This window comes from Pseudomonas sp. 2 (assembly GCF_056627435.1).
This window is the reverse complement of the sequence record NZ_JBWXNG010000001.1, coordinates 320,348-343,122: the sequence shown is the minus strand read 5'-3', so window position 1 is coordinate 343,122 and position 22,775 is coordinate 320,348. Positions and strand designations below refer to the sequence as shown.

Below are 22,775 nucleotides of genomic sequence, written 5' to 3'. Positions count from 1 at the left end.
ACCCGCCGGCAAGCCGTGCTGCTACGTTTGATGACTGCCCGCAGAATATCCCGGTATGGCGTATGCTTCGTTACCCGCGCCTCGCATTTTCATTACCTTAAAGGTAACGCTCCATGGAAATCCGCCACTTCCGCTATTTCCTCGCCGTCGCCCGGCATCGGCACTTCACCCGTGCCGCCGAGCAGCTGGGCATCGCGCCGCCGACCCTGACTCGGCAGATCCAGGATCTGGAAAGTGCGCTGGGCACGCGCCTGTTCGTGCGCGAGCAGCGCGAAGTGCGTCTGACCGATGCAGGCCGGGCGTTGCAGATCGAAGCAGAGCTGGCGGTGCGCCAGTTCGAAACCGCGCAGTACAACGTGCAGCGTGCCGGCCGTGGCGAGGCGGGCAGGATCGAGCTGGGTTATGTGGCGTCGGCGGTGTTTTCCGGCGTGCTGCAAGATCAGGTCGGCCAGTTCCGTCAGCAATACGCCGACATCGACTTCACCATCACCGAATACTTGATGCCGGTGCTGCCGAAAATGATCGAAGAGGGCAGGCTGGACGTGGGGTTCATCCGTTCGCCCATGAACCTTCCCGAGTCATTGGGCGCGGTGAAGCTGCTGACCGAAGGCTTCGCCCTGGCGCTGGTCGAGCACTCCTGGCTGTGCAAGCTCAAGACCCTCAACGCCGCGCACTTGCAAAACGAGACGTTCATTCTCCCCGAGCAGATTTCCGGCACGCTGGAAGTCGCAGCGCAAGGTGGATTCGCGCCCACCCTCGGGCCGCAGCCGGGCACGTTGGTGTCGGTGGTGGCGCTGGTCAGCATGGGCCAGGGCGTGGCGGTGGTGCCGGAGTCGGTGGTCGATCACATCAGGTTGCCCAATGTGGTCTATCGGCGCATCGAAGACTGTCAGCCCACCTCGTACCTGTCGCTGATTCACCGCCGCCACGAGAAAGCCCCGGCGGTCACGCGCTTCATCGAGCACGTCAAACGCGCTCGCCAGGGCTGATCAGCCGCGTCGGGTCAGCAGCGCTTGCAACACGGCCTTGAGCCTTACCTGGCCCTTGCGTGGCAGTCCCTCGAAACGAATCCAGCCCTGGTTGAAACCGTCGAGCATCTGCATGCGCGGCAGCGGGTTGCTCATGCCTTGAGCGCTGAACAGCTCGTGCCAGCTGTCCCGCGGCACTTCCTGCATCGTCACCGGTTTGCGCAGCAGTTCGCTGAAGGTCGCAGCGATCAGGTTAGGCGTGACCTGTTCCTCGGCTTCAAGCTCGACAATGCGCTTGCCGAACCACTGCTCTTGCAGCAATTCGGCCGCCACACGGCCCACATCGGCGGTGGCGATCATCGGCACCGGTTTGTCCAGTGGTTGCAGGAAACTCGGAATAACACCGGTTTCGACTGCCGGGTCTATATCCCACAGGCAATTCTCCATGAACCAGGCGGGGCGCAGGAAGGTCACCGGAACATCCAGCGCCGACAGGCTTTGCTCCAGCAGCTGCAGTTGGTTGAGCAGGTTGGGCTGGGTCGCCTGAGCACCGATGGTGGAAATGCACACGACTTTGCCGGGGCGAGCCGCCGCCAGTGCCTCACTGATATGCGCGATCACCTGACGGGTTTGTGGGAAGCCTTCAATGGGATCGAAGTTAGGCGGCAGCAGAATGAACACCGCCGTGCTGTTCTGAAACGCCTGGGTCAGCGCCGAGACATCATCGACATCGGCCACCGCCACCTCACAGCCCTTGTCCGCCCAAACCTGGCCTTTCTCTGCGCTTCGCACGACGGCGCGCACCGGTTTGCCTGCTGCCAACAGATTGCGCGCCACTTCACCGCCCACTTGCCCGGTCACGCCCATGATCGTGTACATGTGTTGATTCCTCGAAAAGGACGACCCGATGTCGCCGTTGCCGGAAATACTGCGCCTGGCGGAAGGATTCTCCGATAGCATGGGTGTCATTGGATTCATGCCGGAGAGTCATCAATGAGTTTCGATGCGCGTTTGGCCAGCGGCATGGGGGTGATGTCGGCGGTGGTGGACACGGGCAGCTTCGTCAAGGCCGCCGAGGTGCTGGACATGACTCAGTCCGGGGTCAGCCGCGCCATCGCCCGGCTCGAAGCGCGCCTGGGGATTCGCCTGTTCGACCGCACCACGCGTTCGATCAAGCTGACCGACGAAGGACGGCGTTTTTATGAGGACGTCGCGCCGCTGCTGGCCGGGCTCGAAGAAGCCGCGTCACTGGCCTCGGGCAGTGCCACGGCAGTACGCGGGCGGCTGCGGGTCAACGTCGATCCGTATTTCTCGCGGCTGATTCTGGCGCCCGCGCTGGGGGATTTCATGGCCACGTATCCCGAGCTGGAACTGGATCTGGTGACCCGCGACGAGCTGGGCGACCTGGTGGCCGACGGCGTGGACCTGGCCGTGCGCTTCGGCGAGCCGCCTGCGTCGTCGCTGATCGGCCGTCAGTTGCTCAAGACCCGGGTGCTGACCGTGGCCGCACCAGCTTATCTGCAAAAACACGGGCGGCCCCGGCATCCGAGCGAGCTGCAAGACCCGCGGCACGTGTGTATCGATTTTCGCGATCCTCAGACCGGTCGGCCGTTCGTGTGGGAATTTCACCGTCAGGGTGAGCGATTGAGCCTCAATACTCGCAGGCGTCTGATGGTCAACGACGTGGGCACCATTCACCGCATCTGCGAGCAGGGGCAGGCGGTGGCGCAGGTGCTGGAACTGGGGGTGGAGCCGGCGATTCGGGAAGGGCGGCTGGTGGAGCTGTTTCCCGACTGGCCGGACGAGTACTTCCCGCTCTATGCGTTGTACCCGTCCCGCCATTTGCCGCCGGCGAAAGTGCGCGCCTTTCTGGAATTCGTGGTCGCGCTCAGCCGCTGAACTTAGCCGTGGATCATGGCTTGGTCGCGAGTTCGGCTTCCTCGTCCATGCGGTCGGACTCGAACAGCTCGGCCAGTTCCTTGCGGGCTTCCAGCGCGCTCTGCATGACCTTGGCTTCATCGTCGTAGATCAGGTGCTGACGGTTGAGCACCTGTTCGTCGTGACGTTTGAAGCGGTTGATCCGCGCCGCCGCCTGAGCCTCGCTCAGTCCCAGGCCGATCAGCGTGCGACGGGTCATTTCAAGGCTTGAATAGAAGGTTTCCCGGACCGGCTGCGCGTCCAGGTCCAGCAGGCGATGCACGTGCTGACGGTTACGGGCGCGGGCGATGATTTTCAGGTGCGGATACAGCTTGCGCACCAGTTCCGCGGTCTTGATGTTGGTGTCCGGATCGTCGGTGGCAATGACGAAATACTCGGCCTGATCGACCTTGGCCGCGCGCAGGATTTCCGGGCGCAGCGGGTCGCCGTAGAACACCGGCACATTACCGAAACTGCGGGTGAATTCGATCATCTCCACCGAGGTGTCCAGCGCGATGAACGGAATGTTCTGTGCACGCAGGATACGCGCGACGATCTGCCCCATACGGCCCATCCCGGCGATCACCACACGAGGATCGTCCGACTCGATGGCCTTGTATTCCTCCGGCACTTCCTTGACCACCGCCTTGGGCTTGAGCCAGCGCGCCATGACCAGCAGGATCAACGGCGTCAGCGCCATCGACAGGGTGATGGTCAGCACCAGCGTGTCGTACAGCGCAGCGTCGAACAGCCCCTGATCGCGGCCGATCTTGAACACCACGAAAGCGAATTCACCGCCTGCGGCCAGTACCAGCCCCAGACGCAGCGCGCTCTGTTTGCCCAGGCCACCGGCCAGGCGCCCGACGACGAATAACAGTGGCAGTTTCAGGCCGATCAGCAGCAGGGTCAGGCCGATGATGGTGGCCGGCGAGTCGAGCAGCAGGCTCAGGTTGGCGCCCATGCCGACGCTGATGAAGAACAGCCCCAGCAGCAGGCCCTTGAACGGCTCGATCTGCGATTCCAGCTCGTGACGGTACTCCGAGTCGGCCAGCAGCAGCCCGGCGAGAAACGCGCCCAGGGCCATGGACACGCCCACCAGGTCCATCACGTAAGCGGTGCCGATCACCACCAACAGAGCCGTGGCAGTGGACACCTCCTGCAGCTTGGTCTTGGCGACGACGCGGAACACCGGACGCAGCAGATAGCGACCGCCGACCACCACCACGGCGATGCCGCCGAGCACCTGCAGGCCATGGCGCAACGAGTCGCCGCCGGACGCTGCGTGGTCACTGCCGGCGAGCATGGGCACCAGGGCGATCAGCGGGATCGCGGCAATGTCCTGAAACAACAGGATGGCAAAGGCCAGACGACCATGGGGCGCGTTCAGCTCCTTGCGCTCGGCCAGGCTCTGCAGGCCGAAAGCGGTGGACGACAACGCCAGGCCTAGGCCCAGCACCACGGCGCTGTTGAGCGGCTGGCCGAAGCCGAGCAGGGCGACCACACCGATCACCAGGCCGGTCAGCAACACCTGGGCCAGGCCCACGCCGAACACCGACTTGCGCATCACCCACAGACGCTTGGGCGACAACTCCAGACCGATAATGAACAGCAGCAGGACCACGCCCAGCTCGGAAATGTGCGCCACGCTCTGCGGATTGCCGATCAGGCCAAGGCCGGACGGGCCGATGATCACGCCGGCGATCAGATAGCCGATCACCGCGCCCAGTTGCAGGCGTTTGGCCAGCGGAACGGTGACGACGGCGGCGAGCAGAAACACGACTGCGGCCTGTAGCAGGCTGCCTTCATGGGGCATTGGGAACTCCTTGTGACGACAAAAGAAAATGCGTTCAAAACGTAAAGTGCGCGTATTAAACCACGCAGAAGTGACAGCCCGCGCCGCCCGAGACGCTTCGCCGCAGTGCCGCGCGGCGCTTCGGGATGCGGGGCGGGCGAGGACGGCGTAAGATGGCGCACGATTTTTGCGTTGCCCACACGATTCGAAACGCTTTCAGGAAACCTGCAATGACCATCAAACAGCGTCTAATCTACTCGATCATCATCGCCCTGAGCGTGCTGGGCATCATGCTCGGCCTCTCGCACCTGCAGCAGATCGGCGTGCTCGACCAGAAGACCTTCCAGTACATCGCCATGGCCATCGCGGTGGTTGTCGTGGTCCTCAACGGCATCATGCGGCGCAAGGTCAAGCGCTGACCCCAAGCCTTGTAAAGATCGACTGTAGGAGCGAATTCATTCGCGAATGGCCGGGTCTGGCGACGCATGTGTGTGGCCTGACAGATGTTCGCGAATGAATTCGCTCCTACAGGGTTCAGCGTCCCTGAACTATTTATGAATCCGCGAACTCCAAAATTTCGCCTGTCATAAAGCCCGCAACGGGAAATGGAGTTCAACATGATCAAGAAACTGACCGCCGCCGTTCTCGCCACCGCCGCCCTGGCCACCGCCCAGGCCGCGCTGGCGGACAAACCGGGTCCCGGCTGGATCACCATCGAGAAGGCCATCGAAAAGGCCAAGTCGGCCGGTTACACGCAGATCTACAAGATCGAGGCCGATGACAAGGGATACTGGGAAGGCGAGGGCCGCAAGGCTGACAGCCTGACCTACGAATTCCGCATCGACGGCACGTCCGGCAACATCCTGCGCGATCAGAAAGACTGATCCACCCAGCGTTCAACCCTCTGCGGGAGCGGCCTGCACCGACTCCCGCGTCTTCGAACTATTACATCTTGTTGCCAAATCGATCCGGGCTGTAAGGCGCCGGGTCGGTGAATGCGGGCGCTCCCGTCATCATCTGCGCCAGCAGGCGCCCGGTCACCGGTCCCAGCGTCAGGCCATGATGGGCATGGCCGAAATTGAACCACAGGCCCTTGTGGTTGCGCGCTGGCCCGATCACCGGGCGCATGTCCGGCAGGCACGGTCGGCGACCCAGCCACGGCTCGGCATCCAGGCGTTCCCCCAGCGGATAGAGCGCGCGGGCGATGGCTTCGCAGCGGCGCAGCTGGATTTCGTTGGGCGCAGCATCGCTGGGGGCGAACTCGACGCCGGTGGTCAGGCGAATGCCCCGGGCCATGGGCGCCAGCACATAGCCGGCCTGGGCATCGATGACCGAGTGCTGCAGTTCTGCGCCCGGCTGTGTGGCGTAGTGCATGTGGTAGCCGCGTTTGACCGCCAGCGGGATACGATAGCCCAGCCCTGAAAATACCTCGGCTGATTGCGGGCCGAGGGCGACGATCACGTTCTGTGCAGTGACCGGATCTTGCTCGCTTTGCACCTGCCAGCTGTCACCGGCCTGCCGCAGGCTGCGCGCGTCGCCTTTGAGCAGCACGCCGCCGCGGGCCACGAACAGGGCCGCATAACCGCGCACCAATGCACCGGGATCGGTCACGCTCTTCGGATCGAGCCAGTGAATGCCGCCCACAGCGCCGTGCAGATCCGGTTCCCGCTCGCGCAGTTGCGCGGCATCGAGAATCTCGAAGCGCAGGCCGTACTGGTCGTAGGTGCGGGCATCGGCGGCCGCCAGCTCGAAGGCGTTAGGCTCGCGATAGAACTCGATCCAGCCCTTGGCGCGGAATAGGCCGGTCATGCCGGCGGCCTCGGCCAGCAGATCGTGTTCCTCGACGCAGCGCTGAATCAGCGGCTGCATCGCCCGGCTGGCCTTGGCCAGATTGGCCGGCGAGGACTGACGCCAGTATTCGAACAGCCACGGCGCGATGCTGGGCAGAAAGGCAGGGCTGAAGCGCATCGCCGAGTGCCGGTTGAGGCTGTAGCGCAGCAACGTTGACCACTCACGGGGAAAGGCATACGGGATGATGCTGGAGCGCTCGATCAGCCCGGCGTTGCCATGGCTGGTGCCGCGACCGGGTTCATCGCGATCGAGCAGCACGATGCGCTGGCCTGGGGCTTGCATTTGCAGATGAAGCGCAGAGCAGACGCCGACGATTCCGGCGCCCAAGACGAGGGTCTGACAATCCATGTAACGATCCTTGATCGGCGCAAAGTATGCGATGGGCAACGAGCAGATTGGCAGTTTACCCGGTTGTCGGCGCGCAGTACTCTCCCTGCGCGCACCTTCTGTTCGGCCTCCACTTCCAATAATCACACCGGAGCTTCAGATGTCTTCACCCCGCGATCCTGCACAGATTCAGACGATTTCCTTCGACGAACTGACCCACTTGCTCACCCAGGTATTCCAGCGCAACGGCACATCCGAGGCGGTTGCCGCGGTGCTGGCCGAGAACTGCGCCAGTGCCGAGCGCGACGGTTCGCACAGCCACGGGATCTTCCGCATCAAGGGCTATCTTTCGTCGCTGGCGGCCGGCTGGGTGAATGGCCACGCGGTGCCGAAGGTCGAGGACGTCGGTGCAGGTTTCGTGCGGGTCGATGCGGCCGGCGGCTTTGCCCAGCCTGCGTTGCAAGCGGCCAGAGACTTGCTGGTAGAGAAGGCACAATCGGCCGGCATCGCGATCCTGGCGATTCGCAATTCGCACCATTTCGCCGCGCTATGGCCGGATGTCGAGCCATTCGCCCAGCAGGGGCTGGTAGCCTTGAGCGTGGTCAACAGCATGACCTGCGTGGTGCCCCATGATGCGCAGAAGCCGTTGTTCGGCACCAACCCCATCGCCTTTGCCGCGCCGAGGGCAGAAGGGCAACCCATCGTTTTCGACATGGCCACCAGCGCCATCGCCCACGGCGACGTGCAGATCGCCGCGCGGGAAGGGCATATGCTGCCACCGGGCATGGGCGTGGACCGCGCAGGCCTTCCCACCCAGGATCCCAAGGCGATTCTCGATGGCGGCGCGCTGCTGCCGTTTGGCGGCTACAAGGGCTCGGCGCTGTCGATGATGGTCGAGCTGTTGTCGGCGGCGTTGACCGGCGGCAACTTCTCGTTCGAATTCGACATGTCCAAGGCACCGGGTGCGCAGACCCCGTGGACCGGGCAGTTGATCATCGTCATCGACCCGGACAAGGGCAGTGGCCAGTCCTTTGCCCAGCGCAGCGAGGAACTGGTGCGGCAGATGCACGGCGTCGGGCAGCAGCGCATGCCGGGCGACCGTCGCTATCGCCAGCGGGAGAAATCCCTGGCGGACGGCATCGAGCTGCCGGTGGCGGATCTGGCGCGGCTCAGAGAACTGGCTGGCGTTTGACCGCTCGTCGAATCGGCACTTGCGTTTGCGGGTCGATGAAAATACTGTATGTTTAAACAGTATTCGAAAAAGAGGGCTCGACCATGCAACTGAACCAAGCCATCACCCACGCTTCATTCTCCGTTCAGGCTCCGGAAGCGACGTTCAACAGCGTTTGGGGCAATGAAATGCAGCGTGAGGATTTCCTCGCGCTGGCCGCAGGCGTTCGCCAGTTCAGCGCCGATCTGGCACTGCTCAACGGCAACACGGGGTATCCACTGGAAAGCGCGCACTGCGCAGCAGAGTGAGCCCTCTGCTGCGTGGGGCAGTCAGTTCTGCGGGGCTTGCGCGGTGTTCACTGCGGTGTCATGGGGCACAGGATCATCGGCTTCCGGCTGGCGCCGTTTGCCGGTTCTGATCAGGCTGAGTGCAATCAGGGTGCCGATGACCGATAAAACGCACCAACCGAGCAGGAATGTGATCACGTCTGGTTCTCCGAACTGCATAAATCGGGTTGTCATGCAAAATGACAAACTGTCCATCCGAATCCATCGGCCTGCCAGGGAAAATCCTGAGGCCGAAAAGCGCGCAGCTTGAACAATTGTCGGAAGAATCGCAACTCCCCCGGACCAATGGGGTCTTGGTTTAAACATAACCAGCTTCGAGGTCCAGCGTATGAAAGATCTTGGTACCCGCTTGAAAGAGGAACGCAAGCGCCTGGGGCTCTCGCAACAGGAGTTCGGCACCATCGGCGGCGTGGAAGCCAATGCCCAGGGCAAGTACGAGAATGGCGAGCGTATCCCCAGGTCCGACTATCTGGCGGCCTTGGGCAAAAAGGGCGTGGATGTGCTTTACGTCATCACCGGCGAGCGTACGCCGATGACGGTGGATGCGCTGAATGAGGCGGAGCGGGCAATCATCACCCACTATCGCGCCTTGAACGAAGAAGACCAGGAGGCGATTTCGCAGTTGGCCACGTCGTTGTCCGAATGCGTGACGGAGCCTGCGAATTAGTTCGTCCTGCAGCGCAGAAGTCTTCAGTGGTGCTGATGACCTGCTTGTGAGTGAGTATATGAAACGTATATGCTTCGTATATTCAACGCGAGGTCATTTATGGGACTGGTCAAGATTTCCGAACACATGCATGCCAACATTCGATCCGCCAGCGCCGCGCTGAGCCGCTCCATCAATGCTCAGGCCGAGCACTGGATGCGCGTTGGCATGCTTGCCGAGCTCAACCCCGGGCTCAATTACAGCGACATCTGCCAGCTGTTGATCCGTGCCGAGACTTCCGGGCAGGCCTTGCAGGGGCTCGACCCCGACGTCTCCGTCAGCGAACCGCGCGTCAAGGCGGTGCTGCAATGAGTGTCAGCATCAAGAGCGAAGCCGATCTGGTCGGTCTGAGAGTAGCGGGGCGCCTGGCGGCCGACGTGTTGGCCATGATCGTGCCTTACGTCAAGCCGGGGGTCAGCACCGAGGCCCTGGATGACATCTGCAATGCCTATATCGTCAATGAACTGAAAGTCACTCCGGCCAACGTCGGCTATCACGGCTTCACCAAAACCACCTGCATTTCGCCCAACACGGTGGTGTGCCACGGTATTCCGTCGCCCGACGACATCCTCAAGGAAGGTGACATCGTCAACATCGACGTTGCGGTAATCAAGGATGGCTGGTACGGCGACACCAGCCGCATGTACTACGTCGGCGAAGTCAGCCCGCTGGCCCGGCGCCTGGTGGAAACCACCTACGAGGCCACTCTGGCGGGTATTCATGCGGTCCGCCCGGGGGCGACCCTGGGCGATATCGGCCACGCGATCCAGACCGTGGCGTACCGCGAGGGTTTCAGCGTGGTTCGCGAGTACTGCGGGCATGGCATCGGACGCAAGTACCATGAAGAGCCGCAGGTGCTGCATTACGGTGCAGCGGGCAAGGGCCTGAAACTCAAGCCGGGGATGGTGTTCACCATCGAGCCGATGATCAACGCCGGCAAGCCTGGCACCCATGTGCTGGAAGATGGCTGGACCGTGCTGACCCGGGACCAGTCGTTGTCGGCGCAGTGGGAGCATATGGTCGCGGTGACCGAGACCGGTTACGAGCTGCTGACCCCCTGGCCAGACGGGACGGGCAGCTACCCGCCGGTATAAGGCAAAAGGCCTTCAGAAGGATCAAGACACAATTGGAACGGTGACGAAAAGCCGACTGAGCCTGTAGTCTTTTTCTCGTTCCCCTGTAGTGCTGCTTCCTGACCGGCTCATGGATGATCAGGCTGGCAGCACTTGGGGAGAACACCAACGGGTTTCAATCCTCTGACAACTCACAAAATCTGATTCGATTCCCGAACGGATCGGCAATCTCCATCACTTTCCCCCAACCCTGCTCGACAATCCCCGGCCGCGAATAGCCATAGCGCTTGGCATTCAAATCCCGGCAAAACTCATCGATCCCCAGCACCGGCACAAACACCGTAGAACCCGGCGTCGCATCGCCATGATGGCCGGTCAGATGAAGCAGAAGACCGTCCCGACGAACCTGCATGTACAGCGGCAAATCCGCCTCGAACCGGTGCTCCCAGTCCACACTGAACCCCAGAAAATCCACATAAAATTCCCGGGCCTTGTCCTCGCAGAACATCCGCAACACCGGCACCGCGCCTGAAATCTGCATCACCCTCACTCCTTGACGGAAAAGCGCCGAGTCTAGCCCGACCGCTGCGAAACCCGAAAGTTAAAGGATTCAGCGTGCAATTCCGACCAAAGGCCCGATTTGCGCAAATAGGTTAGCGAGCAACGGCACATCGCCATAGGTATAGTGGCAACATTCCCCGGTCTGGGCATCGTCGATGAAATACCTGCGCCCGTTGGGGTTACTGTTGTGCTGCGTCCTCGCGTCGGTGCCGATTCAGGCTGCCGAACAGACGCTGCGTGTGCTGGCCTGGCCCGGTTACGCCGACTCCGATTTGGTGAGCGTTTTCGAGAAGCGCTACAAGGTCAAGGTCGAAGTCACTCTGGTGGGCAGCGATGAAGTCCTGCGCAGCAAGATGGCCGAAAACCAGGGCGGCGATTTCGACGTTATTGCGGCCAATACCGCCGAGGTTCACAACTACGTGAACCAGGGGCTGTTGCAGCCATTGCACCCCGATCGCATCGTCAACACCGCTCGCCAGCTGCCGCGTTTTCGCGATTACTCCAGAATCCCCGACATCGTCGTCAACGGGCAGGTTTATGCTGTGCCTTACGCGTGGTCGGACATGGGCCTGATCTATGACCGCAAGCAGTTCAGCGAGCCGCCGGACTCGATCCAGAGCATGTGGGACCCGAAATTTCAGGGCCGCGTGCTGGCGTTCAACACCAGCAACCATAATTTTTCCCTGGCAAGCCTGGCGTTGGGCGGCGATCCGTTTCGCATCCCGGCAGCGGACTTTCCCAGGGTCACCGACAAACTCATCGACCTGCGGCGTAACGTGCTGACCTTTTATTCCCTGCCGGAAGAGGCGGCGGAGCTGTTTCGCAGCCACTCGGTGGCGCTGATCTACGCCAACTATGGCCGCCAGCAGTTGCGCCAATTGCGCGATGCTGGCGTCGACGTCGGTTACGTGGTGCCGCGCGAAGGCGCGCTGGCCTGGCTCGATTGCTGGGCGATCAGCAAGGGCGCCCATGACCTGCGGCTGGCCAACGAGTGGATCAACTACATGCTCGAACCCGACGTCAGTCGCGCGCTGACCGAACGCCAGGATTTGTCCAACACGCTGCAGGAACCCAAAGATGCCAGCCCGTCCAATCGCATGATCTGGCTGCGCCCGGTCGAGGATGACCAGCGCCGGGCGGCGTTGTGGCAACGTATCGTGTCCGGTGAGCGGCCGCCGCTGGTGGAGGCGCGATGAGGTTCGGTATTGCATTCAAGCTTGGCTGCCTGATGGCGCTGTTCGGCATGCTGCCCACCGGGCTGGCCGGTTATTACATCTATAACAGTAGCCGGGAAATGCTGCTGCAGGCCGCCGAGCGTGACCTGCTGACTTCGGTGCAGGTGCTAGGCCGCAACCTGCACGGCAGTCTGCGCAATATCTCGCTGGATGCCACGGTCCTGACCAACGGGCCGCAGGTTCACGATCTTGGCGGCATGACCGATCCGGTAGCGCGGCAAACCGTGCAGAACAACCTCGCCGAGTCGTTCCGCGCCATGTTGCTGGCCCATCCCGATTACATGCAGATCCGCCTGATCAGCGCGACCGATCATGGCCTGGAACTGGTGCGCCAGGACCGCGACGGCGCTGACATCGTCCGGGTCGATGGCGCCGATCTGCAGGAGAAGGCCCACTACGCCTACGTGTTCGAAACCCTGCGGCTGGCGCCGGGTGAGGTGCGTATTTCGCCGATCGTGATCAACCACGAGCAAGGCGCGCACTCGGGGCTGGGCAAGCCGACGCTGCATGTGTCCACCCCGGTGGCGGACGCAACGGGCAAGGTGTTCGCGCTGCTGGTGATCAACGTCGACCTGGATCAACTGTTCAGCCAGCTGCAGAGCGACCTGCCCAAGGAATATCAGGTGTACCTGAGCAACCGCTGGGGCGATCTGCTGGTGCATCCGGACCATCGACGCACCTTCGGTTTCGATCAGGGCCGGCGCTTGTTCCTGCAGGATGAGTTCCCGGAAGTCACCAAGCTGTTGTCCGACTCAGCGCCCAGCAGCCTGATCAGCCGCAGCGTCGAGCAGGGCCAGAAGGACCGGCTGGTGGCGGCCTTTGTGAGGCTTTCGCACAATGGCGACGCCGAACCGTTCGTGGTGCTGGGCCTGGGGCAGCCGCAAAGTCATGTGCTGGCCAAGGCGTCGCGCGTGGGCAACAGCATCGTGCAGATCGCGTTGTTCTTCAGCGTGCTGGCGCTGTTCGCCGCATTCATCGCCTCTCGTGCGCTGATCCGACCGTTGCGCAGCATGTCCGATGCAGTCGAGCTGTTCTCCCGCGAGCGGAAAATCAGCGAGCTGGCGCCTCGGGACGACGAGCTGGGTGTGCTGGCCCGCCGTTTCCACGCAATGAAACAGGAAATCCTCGGTCAGCTGGACGACCTGACCTCCAGCCGCGCGGCGTTCGAGCACCTGGCCCGGCACGACCCGCTGACCGAATTGCCCAACCGACGCATGTGCTTCGAGCGCCTTGAGCAGGCGCTGGTCGAGGCGCGGGAGGGCGGGAAGAAGATGGCCTTGCTGTTCGTCGACCTGGACCACTTCAAGGAGATGAACGACCAGTACGGCCACCGCTTCGGCGATCAGGTGCTGCAGGCCGTGGCCAAACTGTTGACCAGCGCCAGCGAGGGTGCCGACTGCGTGGCTCGGCTGGGCGGGGACGAGTTCGTGATCTCGTTCTGTGACGTGAAGGACCCGCAGAAGATCGCGGCCCTGCTGGAAAAACTCCATCAGTGCTTCCAGCTGCCGCTGTTCATCGACGGGCGCCGGGTGCAGATCCACGCCAGCATGGGTGTGAGCCTGTTTCCCCGCGACGGCGACGACATCGGCACCCTGGTGCAGCATGCCGACCACGCGATGTACAAGGCCAAGAGCGCGGGGCGCAACCGTTATTCGTTCGAGATGCTCGAAGAGCAGTGACGCCCTCGATCAGAGGTTGTCACTGCTGCCGAAGGTGTAGACACAGGTCCAGACCGACACGGCGACGGGCACGATCAGGCACCACAGGCCAATCGCCAGGTACAACAGCGCCGCGCCAATACAGCCTACGGTAAAGCCCAGCAGGTTCAGGCCGATCGGCTTGAGCCGCTGCTTGATCGCTGCGCGCTGTTCGGCATCACGCTGGCCGATCAGGGCGAACAGGTCGATGGACAGTTGCGTGACGTTGCCGGTCATCAGGGTGGTGGGCGGTGCGCCTTTTAGGTGCTGGCGCGAGATCGCGTTGAGCACCGCCATCGCCGCCACGCCGGTCATGCCGGTGAGCAGGGCGCTGGCACTGTCGCCATCGTTGAACGGCCCCAGCTCGATGGTCAGCACGGCGAACAGGGCCAGCAGCAGGGTGTGCAGAATCAGCAGCGGACGCAGCGGCACCAGACCGCGACGGTTGATCGCCACGGCGGCCAGGTGAGTCAGACCGACCACCAGCGCGAACATCGGCAGGGCCAGCAACTTGGCCAGCGCGCCAGAGGTGCCGTGGACGATGCTCACGCCCAGGGTCACGAAGTTGCCGGTGACGTGAGCAGTGAACAGGCCTTGCAGGGCGAGGAAACCGATGGTGTCGACGAAGCCGCCGTTGAAGCTCAGGGCCGGGGCAGTGGTGCGGTGGATCGATGACATGGTGAACTCCTGATACAGAGCAATCCGTGATTGAAATGCGTCCCGTAGCAGCACGGCTTGCCGGCGGGAGCGTCCGAAAGATCGCTCCCGCCGGCAAGCCGTGCTGCTACGTGTGTACTCTTCGCTTAATTCAGGTGCGCCTTGAGCTCACCGGCCGCCTGACGCATCGCTGCCTTGACCTCCGGAATGTTGCTCAGCGGGTTGAGCAGGCCATAGTCGTGGATCATGCCGTTGTAGCGCACGGCGGTGACATCGACGCCAGCGGCATCCAGTTTGCGGGCATAGGCTTCACCTTCATCACGCAACACGTCCAGGCCTGCGGTCTGCACCAGCGCTGGCGGCAGCCCTTTCAATTGCTCGGTACTGGCCCGCAGCGGCGAGGCATGGATGTCGGCGCGCTGGGCGGCGTCAGTGGTGTAGCTGTCCCAGAACCACTTCATCATGTTCTTGGTGAGGAAGTGCCCTTCGGCGTACTGATCATAGGAGCCGGTCTCGAAGTTGGCATCGGTCACCGGCCACAGCAGCAACTGGAAACGCAGTTTCGGCGTGCCTTGCTCCTTGGCTTTCAACGCGACCACCGCCGCCATGTTGCCGCCGACGCTGTTGCCGGCCACCGCCAGACGCGAGCTGTCGACATGGATCTGTTTGCCATGCTCGGCCACCCAGCGAGTCGCCGCGTAGGCCTGGTTGATCGCGGTCGGGTAGTGCGCTTCTGGCGAAGGCGTGTAGTCGACGTAGACCGCCACTGCCCCCGAACCCACCACCAGGTCGCGAATCAGGCGAGCGTGGGTCGGGTAGTCGCCCAGCACCCAGCCACCGCCGTGGAAGTACATGAACACCGGCAACTCGCCCTTGACCCCGGCCGGACGCACGATGGTCAGTTTGATGTTCTGGCCGTCGGCCTGAATGACTTTGTCGCTGACTTCGATACCGGACATGTCGACCTTCACCGATTGCTGCGCGCCGGTCAGCACCGCACGGGCATCTTTCGGGCTCAATTGTTCCAGCGGGCGGCCGCCACCGGCTGCCAGGGCGTTGAGGAAGGCCTGGGTCTGGTGCTCGGGTACGGTGTTTTCCGCGGCGAAGGCGCTGCCGATGGAGAGGGCCAGCAGGGTGGCGGTCAGGGCTTTTTTAACAGTGTTCATGACGGGCTCGCTTATGAATTCGGTAATGGGTGCTGGGTGAAAAAGGGGCCCCGCGTCGAGGCCCGGATCAATCTGCTCAGTTGGCTTGGCGCTGCGGTGCGCCGTGGACCATGGTGTAGGCGTAGTCGACGCCCATGCCGTAGGCACCGCTGTGTTCGAGCACCAGTTGCATTACCGCCTCGTAGGTGTCCTTGTGCGCCCAGTCGCGCTGGAATTCGAGCAGCACCTGCTGCCAGGTCACCGGTACTGCACCGGCCTGAATCATGCGTTGCACCGACATGTCGTGAGCTTCCTTGGTGGTGCCGCCGGAAGCGTCGGTGACGATGTACACCTCGTAGCCTTCAGCCAGTGCGTCCAGGGTCGGGAAGTTCAGGCAGACCTCGGTCCACAGCGCGGCGATGATCAGCTTCTTGCGCCCGGTCGCCTTGACCGCTTCAACCAGTTTCTTGTCTTCCCAGGAGTTCATCGAGGTGCGCTCGATCGGCTGGTGGTCAGGGAACACACTCAGCAGCTCTGGCCAGATGTAACCGCTGAAACTCTTGGTCTCCACCGAGGTGAAAATGGTCGGCACGTTGAAGATTTTCGCTGCCTTGGCCAGTCCCACAGTGTTGTTCTTCAGGGTCTGACGATCGATCGACTGCACGCCGAAAGCCATCTGTGGCTGGTGGTCGATCAGGATCAGGGCGGCGTTGGTCGGGTTGAGCAGTTCGCGAATGGACATGGTGTGTTCCCTTTAAATCGAAAATGGTCTGTAGAGGTCGCCGCTTCAGCTCGTTGGCTGTTTGCTTGCTGGCTTGGGAGTAAATCTACGGACTAATCGAATGGGGAACAATTAGCGAAAATTGAGACTCATTGATTCTAAATTAGGGACATTGCTGTCAGGCGCTGATTCTGGTTCTGCGGGACAGGTCGGCATTTGATGCTGCGCTCCTACGCTCTCCGGGCAGAAACCGGTGCGTGCCTGACCTGGGCAGAGTCTTATCCATGCAATGTTTGCTTGCAACGGATCAACGTGAGGGTCGATTCAACGTCTGACTCGGATACTCCAGAAACAACTGCCGATACGCCTCGGCAAACCGCCCCAGATGCCAGAACGAATACCGCATGGCCACGTCCGCCACGCTGGTGTCGTGGGCGTGGGCCGTCAGCAGTTCTTGACGTGCCAGGTTCAGACGGCGGCTGCGCAGCCAGGCGGTGGGCGCCATGCCGACGCAGGCGTTGAAGGCCTTGCGCAGTTGCTGGAACGAGGTGCCGGCGCTGTCGGCCAGTTGCACCACGCTGAAGTTTTCCGTGGGTTGGGCGCTGACCTGTTCGAACACGCGCTGGACGATCTTGCGCTGTTCGGCCAGGCGCAGGCAGGCGTCGGACAGGCGCGCGGGGTCCGATTGCTCCAGCACGAACAGGCAGTCTTCGATCAGTTGCTCGCCCAGATGCTGTGCCTGTTCGGCGTCGTCGCTCTGGGCCATGCGGGTCAGCATCGTGCTCAACCAGCCGCTGAACAGCGCGCCGTGGCTGGATTTGAGCGGGGTCAGCAAGAGGTCTTCGAAGGTTTCGTGCAGGTGGCGTGAGCCCAGGCAATCCTGGCGGATCACCACGGCGATCTCGCGGTAGTTTTCCGGGGTGATCCACAGGTTCTGGGTGCTGGCGTCGAGCAGGTACAGCGCGTGTTCGTTCATGTCGAAACTGAACACCAGGGCATCGCTGGGCGCCTTGTAGTACTGCTCGATGCGGGTGTTCATGTGCTCTTCGTAGACCTGCACGCCACCCAGTTCGGCCTCCACCAGGCGGCCCTTGAACTGCCCCGAGGACATCTGCGAATAGTGCAGGCTCCAGCCCGCGTTGGAGATACCTTGCTGATCGGCGGCGACGGTTTCAAATACCCTGACCGACATGAGAGACCTGCTCAAGCAGTGTTGTTTTAGGTGTCGGCACCTTAGCAGCCCCTTCGAAGGCCAGACAATACGCGGCCACGCACCACCCGTCGCGCACCAAAATGAGGCGCGTGACGCGAGCGAAAGTGGATAGACGAACGTGCAGTGGCCCTTCAGCATGGGCGCCATTCCGACGCCAGGGCCCTTGCGCCCGGCGCCACGATCCGTCCCGACCGCCAGAGGCCCCATGGACAGTAGCGTGAAAGACCCACTCGCCGAGTGGCTGAAGAGTTATGGCATCACCGAAGTCGAATGCGTGGTCAGTGACCTGACCGGCATAGCCCGGGGCAAGATCCTGCCCACCAACAAGTTTCTCAACGAGCACGGCATGCGCCTGCCGGAAAGCGTGCTGCTGCAGACCGTCACCGGCGATTACGTCGACGACGAGATCTACTACAACCTGCTGGACCCCGCCGACATCGACATGAGCTGCCGCCCTGACGCACAGGCGGTGTACGTGCTGCCGTGGGCGCTGGAGCCGACGGCGATGGTCATTCACGACACTTTCGACCGCTATGGCAACCCGATCGAACTGTCGCCGCGCAACGTGCTGAAAAAGGTCCTGGGGCTATACGCCGAGCAGGGCTGGCGGCCAGTGGTGGCGCCGGAAATGGAGTTCTACCTGACCCAGCGCTGCGAGGACCCGGACCTGCCATTGCAAGTACCGACCGGCCGTTCGGGGCGTCCTGAGAGCGGCCGCCAGTCGTTCTCCATCGAAGCGGCCAACGAGTTCGACCCGCTGTTCGAAGACGTCTACGACTGGTGCGAAGCGCAAGGGCTGGATCTGGACACGCTGATCCATGAAGACGGCCCGGCGCAGATGGAAATCAACTTCCGCCATGGCGACGCGCTGGACCTGGCCGACCAGATCACGGTGTTCAAACGCACCATGCGTGAGGCCGCGCTCAAGCACAACGTCGCCGCGACCTTCATGGCCAAGCCGATCACCGACGAGCCGGGCAGCGCCATGCACCTGCACCAAAGCGTGGTCGACATTCACACCGGCAAAAGCGTGTTCAGCACCGAGGACGGCGAGCCCAGCAAGCTGTTCCTGCAGCACATCGGCGGCCTGCAGCGCTACATCCCGGAAATCCTGCCGCTGTTCGCACCCAACGCCAACTCGTTCCGGCGCTTTTTGCCGGACACCTCGGCGCCGGTCAACGTGGAGTGGGGCGAAGAAAACCGTACTGTCGGCTTGCGCGTCCCGGCTTCCGATCCTCAGGCGCGGCGGGTGGAGAACCGCTTGCCCGGCGCCGACGCCAACCCGTACCTGGCCATCGCCGCCAGCCTGTTGTGCGGCTACATGGGCATGATCGAAGGCTGCGACCCGAGCGCGCCGGTGCAGGGTCGTGGCTACGAGCGACGCAGCCTGCGCCTGCCACTGACCATCGAGGATGCGCTGGAGCGCCTGGAAGGCAGCAGCGCGGTGCGCCGTGTGCTTGGGGACAAATTCGTGCAGGGCTACGTCGCGGTCAAACGCGCCGAACATGAAAACTACAAGCGCGTCATCAGCTCATGGGAACGCCAGTTCCTGATGATGAGTGTGTAAGCGCAGCCGTCTTGTTCACTGAAGTTGGGGGCACCATGAAGTCGATCGTTTCCACGCTGTTCGTGCCGGCCGTCCTGGCTGGCGCTGTCACTGCTGCGCATGCTGAAGGCAACACCGTGAAGATTTACAACTGGTCCGACTACATCGGCCCGACCACCCTGGCGGACTTCAAGGCCGCCACGGGCATCGAGCCGATCTACGACGTCTTCGACTCCAACGAAACCCTGGAAGGCAAGATGCTGACAGGCCGTTCGGGGTATGACGTGGTGGTGCCGTCCAACCATTTTCTCGGCCGGCAGATCAAGGCCGGTGCGTTCCAGAAACTGGACATGAGTCAGCTGCCCAACCGCAAGAACCTCGACCCGCAACTGATGAAGCAACTGGAAGCCAACGACCCCGGCAACCAATACGCGGTGCCGTACCTGTGGGGCACCAACGGCATCGGCTACAACGTCGACAAGGTCAAGGCGGCGTTGGGCGTGGACAACATCGACTCGTGGGCGGTGCTGTTCGAGCCCGAGAACATGAAGAAACTGCAGAAGTGCGGCGTGTCGTTCATGGATTCCCCTGACGAAGTGTTCCCCGCCGTGCTCAATTACATGGGCATGGACCCGCGCAGCGAGTCGGCCAAGGACTACGAGCGCGCCACCGCGAAGCTCAAGGCGGTGCGGCCGTATGTCACTTATTTTCATTCATCCAAATGGGTGTCTGATCTCGCAAACGGCGATATCTGTGTCGCGTTCGGATACTCCGGCGATGTGCTGCAAGCCAAGAACCGCGCCATCGAAGCCAAGAACGGCGTGAACATCGCCTACTCGATCCCCAAGGAAGGCGCCAATGTCTGGTTCGACATGCTGGCCATTCCCAAGGACGCCGAGCACCCGAAAGAAGCCTTGGCGTTCATCAATTACCTGCTCGACCCGCAGGTGATCGCCAAAGTCAGCGAGACAGTCGGGTATGCTAACCCCAACCCCGCGTCCAACGCCCTGATGGGCACCGAGATCACACAGAACCCGTCGATCTACCCGACGGCGGATGTCATGAAACGCTTTTACATTTCTTCGGAATTGAGCCCGGCGACCCTGCGCCTGATGACGCGCAAATGGTCCGACATCAAATCCAACCGTTAAGGAAAACCCATGTCCGTTGCACTGCCACACACACCGTCCTATTACGCTGCGTCTGTCGACATGCCGCCTGAACGCTCTCCGCTCGAAGGGGCGATCAGCGCTGACGTGTGCGTCATCGGCGGCGGTTTCACCGGGGTGAACACCGCGCTGGAACTGGCCGAGCGGGGTGTGTCGGTGGTGCTGCTCGAAGCCCAGCGCATCGGCTGGGGCGCCAGCGGGCGCAACGGCGGGCAACTGATTCGCGGCCTGGGGCATGACGTCAGTGGCGTCGAGCGCTGGGTCGGCAAGGAAGGCGTGCATTACCTGCAACAGGCCGGTTTCGAGTCGGTCGACATCGTCCGCCAGCGTGTACAGCAGCATGGGCTGGAATGCGATTTGCGCTGGGGTTATTGCGACCTGGCCAACACCCCGGCGCACTGGAAAGGCTTGCAGGAAGAACTGCAATCGCTGACGGCCCAGGGCTATCCCCATGCCGTGCGCCTGGTGGAAAAAGATGCACTGGCTGAGGTGGTCGGCTCGTCTGTGTATCAGGGCGGGCTGATCGACATGGGCTCGGGGCACCTGCACCCACTCAAGCTGATTCTGGCCGAGGCGAAACTGGCAGAAGAGAAGGGCGCTGTGATTCATGAGGCAAGCCCCGTGCAACGCATCGTGCACGGCGCGAAGATCCAGGTGTTCACCGATCGCGGGCAGGTCACGGCCAACCGGATCGTGCTGGCGTGCGATGCGTTTCTCAACAAGCTGGAACCGGCGCTGACCGGCAAACTGCTGCCTGCGGGCAGTTACATCATCGCCACCGAGCCCTTGGGTGAAGAGCGCGCCCGAGCGCTGATCCCGCAGAACATGGCGCTGTGCGACCAGCGTGTGGCGCTGGATTACTACCGCCTCAGCGCCGACAACCGCTTGCTGTTCGGCGGCGCCTGCAACTATTCGGGGCGTGACCCGAAGAACATCGCCGACTACATGCGGCCGAAGATGGAACGGGTGTTCCCGCAGCTCAAGGGCGTGGGCATCGACTTCCAGTGGGGCGGCATGATCGGCATCAGCGCCAACCGCTTCCCGCAGATCGGCTTGGTGGCCGACAAACCCAACGTGTACTACGCCCAGGGCTATTCGGGCCACGGCCTGAACGTCACTCACTTCGCCGCCCGCGTCCTGGCCCAGGCGATCGCCGACAGAGACCGCCGCGCCGTCGACCTGTTCGCCCGCGTCCCGCACCGCACCTTCCCCGGTGGCGAGCTGTTGCGCTCGCCGCTGCTGGCGTTGGGGATGATGTGGTATCGGCTCAAGGAGTTGATATAAGGGGGCCGAACGAGCAACTGCCGTTGCGGCAGGCTTGTGGGTGGGGTGTTCTTGAGATCGCTCCCGCGGGCAAGCCCGGCTGCTACGTCGGCATTTGATGTTCATACGATTTGGGACCGACCGATGACCCTGCAGCAGCACGGCTTGCCGGCGGGGGCGTCCGAAAGAACGCCGCTACCATCGAGCCTTGTGGCGCGGGGCGGCTCAACGCCAATAGTTGGCCTTATCCCACCCGGTTCTACCCCTATACCCAACCCATCTAACCCCAGGCCCCGCACGCCTTGTCGCATCAGGGCTTTGCCGCTTGACTTCCTGAAGGCCCGGGCGCGAATTCGGGATAGGTGTTTTTGCTCATGCGCCGCATCAGGCCGATTCCATCAACTCAACGGCGCGCGGGTCGTCCGAAGGATGGCGGCTGCGCGGAGGAACAGGTGCATGTATGAGCACACCTCTGGATATGAACGCACTCAAGGCTCGGCAGCAGGCGGCGTGGGCCAGCGGCGATTACGCGGTGATCGGCACGACCCTGCAACTGGTGGGCGAGCTGTTGGCCGAAGCCTGTGACTTGCGCTGGGGCGAGACGGTGCTGGATGTCGCAGCGGGCAATGGCAACGCCACCCTGGCCGCGGCCAGGCGCGGATGTCAGGTGACCTCCACCGATTACGTGCCCGAGCTGCTCAAGCGCGGCGAAGAGCGCGCGCAGGCCGAGCATTTGCAGGTGCATTTTCAGGCGGCGGATGCCGAGGCGCTGCCGTTTCAGGAAGGGTCTTTTGATGCAGTGGTGTCGACCTTTGGCGTGATGTTCGCGCCCGATCAGGCGAAAGCCGCCAGTGAGCTGGCTCGGGTCTGTCGCTCGGGCGGGCGCATCGGGTTGGCCAACTGGACGCCGCAGGGTTTTGTCGGGCAGATGTTCAAGACCCTCGGGCAGCACGTGCCGCCGCCTGCCGGGGCGCAGTCACCCGCGCGCTGGGGCGATGAGGAGCAACTGCATCAGTGGTTCGATCAGGCAGGGGCGGTGAAGGTCAGCCGCCAGCATTTCAACTTCCGCTATCGTTCGGCGGCGCATTTCATCGATGTGTTCAGGGCCTGGTATGGGCCGGTGCATAAGGCTTTCGACTCGCTGGACAGCGACAAGGCCAGTGCGCTGGAACAGGATATGACCCGGTTGCTGGATGACCGGAACATCGCCGGGCCGTCGTCGCTGGTAGTGCCCAGTGAGTACCTGGAAGTGGTGATTACCCGCCGGTGAACCGCCTGGATGGCGACGGCGTTCTCAGGATCGCTCCCGCGGGCAAGCCCGGCTGCTACGTTGGCATTTGATGTTCATGCGATCTGGGTCCGACCGATGACCCCGTAGCAGCACGGCTTGCCGGCGGGGCGGTCTCAAGAACGCTG

General features: G+C 62.6%; 24 protein-coding genes. 15 read left to right on the top strand and 9 right to left on the bottom strand.

Translation table 11 applies throughout. From position 1 onward, the window contains the following. The first annotated feature begins 113 nt into the window (after positions 1 to 113). The gene (locus tag AC1MEK_RS01635; RefSeq protein ID WP_480394515.1) at positions 114 to 989 is read left to right on the top strand and encodes a LysR family transcriptional regulator; all 876 of its coding nucleotides are present in this window, start codon (positions 114 to 116) and stop codon (positions 987 to 989) included. Here AC1MEK_RS01635 and AC1MEK_RS01630 read toward each other — a convergent pair whose 3' ends face one another. Next, positions 990 to 1,847 carry an NmrA family NAD(P)-binding protein gene (locus tag AC1MEK_RS01630; protein ID WP_480394514.1) on the bottom strand — a complete coding sequence of 286 codons (858 nt, stop codon included), beginning with the start codon at positions 1,845 to 1,847 and terminating at the stop codon, positions 990 to 992. Between the two features lie 114 nt (positions 1,848 to 1,961). On the opposite strand from AC1MEK_RS01630, the gene AC1MEK_RS01625 reads away from it, so the two are divergent. Continuing rightward, positions 1,962 to 2,867: a LysR substrate-binding domain-containing protein gene (locus AC1MEK_RS01625; RefSeq protein WP_480394513.1), complete on the top strand. Its 906-nt coding sequence runs from the start codon at positions 1,962 to 1,964 to the stop codon at positions 2,865 to 2,867. Positions 2,868 to 2,880: 13 nt separating this feature from the next. Here the strand turns inward: AC1MEK_RS01625 and AC1MEK_RS01620 are convergent, their stop codons facing one another. After that, positions 2,881 to 4,698 carry a monovalent cation:proton antiporter-2 (CPA2) family protein gene (locus tag AC1MEK_RS01620; protein WP_480394512.1) on the bottom strand — a complete coding sequence of 606 codons (1,818 nt, stop codon included), beginning with the start codon at positions 4,696 to 4,698 and terminating at the stop codon, positions 2,881 to 2,883. Positions 4,699 to 4,907: 209 nt separating this feature from the next. Here AC1MEK_RS01620 and AC1MEK_RS01615 point away from each other — a divergent pair, with 209 nt between their 5' ends. Both AC1MEK_RS01615 and AC1MEK_RS01610 read left to right on the top strand, forming a co-directional pair. After that, a complete protein-coding gene (locus tag AC1MEK_RS01615; protein WP_480394511.1) occupies positions 4,908 to 5,096 on the top strand; it encodes a hypothetical protein in 189 nt (62 codons plus the stop codon). 198 nt (positions 5,097 to 5,294) lie between these two features. After that, complete coding sequence (locus AC1MEK_RS01610) at positions 5,295 to 5,561, top strand: PepSY domain-containing protein (protein WP_480394510.1); 267 nt, start codon at positions 5,295 to 5,297, stop codon at positions 5,559 to 5,561. 61 nt (positions 5,562 to 5,622) lie between these two features. On the opposite strand, the gene AC1MEK_RS01605 is transcribed toward AC1MEK_RS01610, so the two are convergent. Next, a complete protein-coding gene (locus AC1MEK_RS01605; RefSeq protein WP_480394509.1) occupies positions 5,623 to 6,876 on the bottom strand; it encodes an NAD(P)/FAD-dependent oxidoreductase in 1,254 nt (417 codons plus the stop codon). Positions 6,877 to 7,015: 139 nt separating this feature from the next. Between AC1MEK_RS01605 and AC1MEK_RS01600 the strand changes: the two genes are divergently transcribed. Together AC1MEK_RS01600 and AC1MEK_RS01595 are read left to right on the top strand one after the other, a co-directional pair. Further along, a complete protein-coding gene (locus AC1MEK_RS01600) occupies positions 7,016 to 8,047 on the top strand; it encodes an Ldh family oxidoreductase (RefSeq protein ID WP_480394508.1) in 1,032 nt (343 codons plus the stop codon). Positions 8,048 to 8,130: 83 nt separating this feature from the next. After that, positions 8,131 to 8,334, top strand: coding sequence for a hypothetical protein (locus AC1MEK_RS01595; protein ID WP_480394507.1), 204 nt, complete (start codon positions 8,131 to 8,133; stop codon positions 8,332 to 8,334). A gap of 21 nt (positions 8,335 to 8,355) precedes the next feature. On the opposite strand, the gene AC1MEK_RS01590 is transcribed toward AC1MEK_RS01595, so the two are convergent. Beyond that, complete coding sequence (locus AC1MEK_RS01590; protein WP_480394506.1) at positions 8,356 to 8,568, bottom strand: hypothetical protein; 213 nt, start codon at positions 8,566 to 8,568, stop codon at positions 8,356 to 8,358. Positions 8,569 to 8,701: 133 nt separating this feature from the next. Here AC1MEK_RS01590 and AC1MEK_RS01585 point away from each other — a divergent pair, with 133 nt between their 5' ends. The 3 genes from AC1MEK_RS01585 (at position 8,702) to map (ending at position 10,173) form a co-directional block, all read left to right on the top strand. Then, positions 8,702 to 9,040 carry a helix-turn-helix domain-containing protein gene (locus AC1MEK_RS01585; protein ID WP_480394505.1) on the top strand — a complete coding sequence of 113 codons (339 nt, stop codon included), beginning with the start codon at positions 8,702 to 8,704 and terminating at the stop codon, positions 9,038 to 9,040. A 99-nt stretch (positions 9,041 to 9,139) separates the two neighbouring features. After that, entirely contained in the window at positions 9,140 to 9,391 is a 252-nt protein-coding gene (locus AC1MEK_RS01580) for a ParD-like family protein (protein ID WP_480394504.1), read from the top strand. Then, positions 9,388 to 10,173 (top strand): type I methionyl aminopeptidase, encoded by a 786-nt coding sequence (gene map, locus AC1MEK_RS01575; RefSeq protein ID WP_480394503.1) that lies wholly within the window; start codon positions 9,388 to 9,390, stop codon positions 10,171 to 10,173. Before AC1MEK_RS01580 ends, map begins: the two co-directional genes overlap by 4 nt. A gap of 154 nt (positions 10,174 to 10,327) precedes the next feature. On the opposite strand, the gene AC1MEK_RS01570 is transcribed toward map, so the two are convergent. Beyond that, positions 10,328 to 10,693 carry a glyoxalase superfamily protein gene (locus AC1MEK_RS01570; protein ID WP_480394502.1) on the bottom strand — a complete coding sequence of 122 codons (366 nt, stop codon included), beginning with the start codon at positions 10,691 to 10,693 and terminating at the stop codon, positions 10,328 to 10,330. Between the two features lie 175 nt (positions 10,694 to 10,868). Here AC1MEK_RS01570 and AC1MEK_RS01565 point away from each other — a divergent pair, with 175 nt between their 5' ends. Together AC1MEK_RS01565 and AC1MEK_RS01560 are read left to right on the top strand one after the other, a co-directional pair. Beyond that, positions 10,869 to 11,909 (top strand): ABC transporter substrate-binding protein, encoded by a 1,041-nt coding sequence (locus AC1MEK_RS01565; RefSeq protein WP_480394501.1) that lies wholly within the window; start codon positions 10,869 to 10,871, stop codon positions 11,907 to 11,909. Continuing rightward, a complete protein-coding gene (locus tag AC1MEK_RS01560) occupies positions 11,906 to 13,627 on the top strand; it encodes a diguanylate cyclase domain-containing protein (RefSeq protein ID WP_480394500.1) in 1,722 nt (573 codons plus the stop codon). The genes AC1MEK_RS01565 and AC1MEK_RS01560 overlap by 4 nt, the downstream gene beginning before the upstream one ends. A 9-nt stretch (positions 13,628 to 13,636) precedes the next feature. On the opposite strand, the gene AC1MEK_RS01555 is transcribed toward AC1MEK_RS01560, so the two are convergent. From AC1MEK_RS01555 to AC1MEK_RS01540, 4 genes are all read right to left on the bottom strand, one after another. Further along, positions 13,637 to 14,323 (bottom strand): YoaK family protein, encoded by a 687-nt coding sequence (locus AC1MEK_RS01555; protein ID WP_480394499.1) that lies wholly within the window; start codon positions 14,321 to 14,323, stop codon positions 13,637 to 13,639. A gap of 125 nt (positions 14,324 to 14,448) precedes the next feature. Continuing rightward, complete coding sequence (locus AC1MEK_RS01550) at positions 14,449 to 15,468, bottom strand: alpha/beta hydrolase (protein WP_480394498.1); 1,020 nt, start codon at positions 15,466 to 15,468, stop codon at positions 14,449 to 14,451. A gap of 76 nt (positions 15,469 to 15,544) precedes the next feature. Continuing rightward, complete coding sequence (locus tag AC1MEK_RS01545) at positions 15,545 to 16,189, bottom strand: hydrolase (RefSeq protein WP_480394497.1); 645 nt, start codon at positions 16,187 to 16,189, stop codon at positions 15,545 to 15,547. Positions 16,190 to 16,475: 286 nt separating this feature from the next. Next, complete coding sequence (locus tag AC1MEK_RS01540) at positions 16,476 to 17,360, bottom strand: helix-turn-helix domain-containing protein (protein WP_480394496.1); 885 nt, start codon at positions 17,358 to 17,360, stop codon at positions 16,476 to 16,478. A 238-nt stretch (positions 17,361 to 17,598) separates the two neighbouring features. Between AC1MEK_RS01540 and AC1MEK_RS01535 the strand changes: the two genes are divergently transcribed. From AC1MEK_RS01535 to AC1MEK_RS01520, 4 genes are all read left to right on the top strand, one after another. After that, positions 17,599 to 18,948, top strand: coding sequence for a glutamine synthetase family protein (locus AC1MEK_RS01535; RefSeq protein WP_480394495.1), 1,350 nt, complete (start codon positions 17,599 to 17,601; stop codon positions 18,946 to 18,948). Between the two features lie 35 nt (positions 18,949 to 18,983). Then, positions 18,984 to 20,078: a polyamine ABC transporter substrate-binding protein gene (locus AC1MEK_RS01530; protein ID WP_480394494.1), complete on the top strand. Its 1,095-nt coding sequence runs from the start codon at positions 18,984 to 18,986 to the stop codon at positions 20,076 to 20,078. Between the two features lie 9 nt (positions 20,079 to 20,087). Continuing rightward, positions 20,088 to 21,380, top strand: a complete 1,293-nt coding sequence (locus tag AC1MEK_RS01525) for an NAD(P)/FAD-dependent oxidoreductase (RefSeq protein ID WP_480394493.1) — start codon at positions 20,088 to 20,090, stop codon at positions 21,378 to 21,380. A 439-nt stretch (positions 21,381 to 21,819) separates the two neighbouring features. Then, entirely contained in the window at positions 21,820 to 22,629 is an 810-nt protein-coding gene (locus AC1MEK_RS01520; RefSeq protein ID WP_480394492.1) for a class I SAM-dependent methyltransferase, read from the top strand. Positions 22,630 to 22,775: the final 146 nt, after the last annotated feature.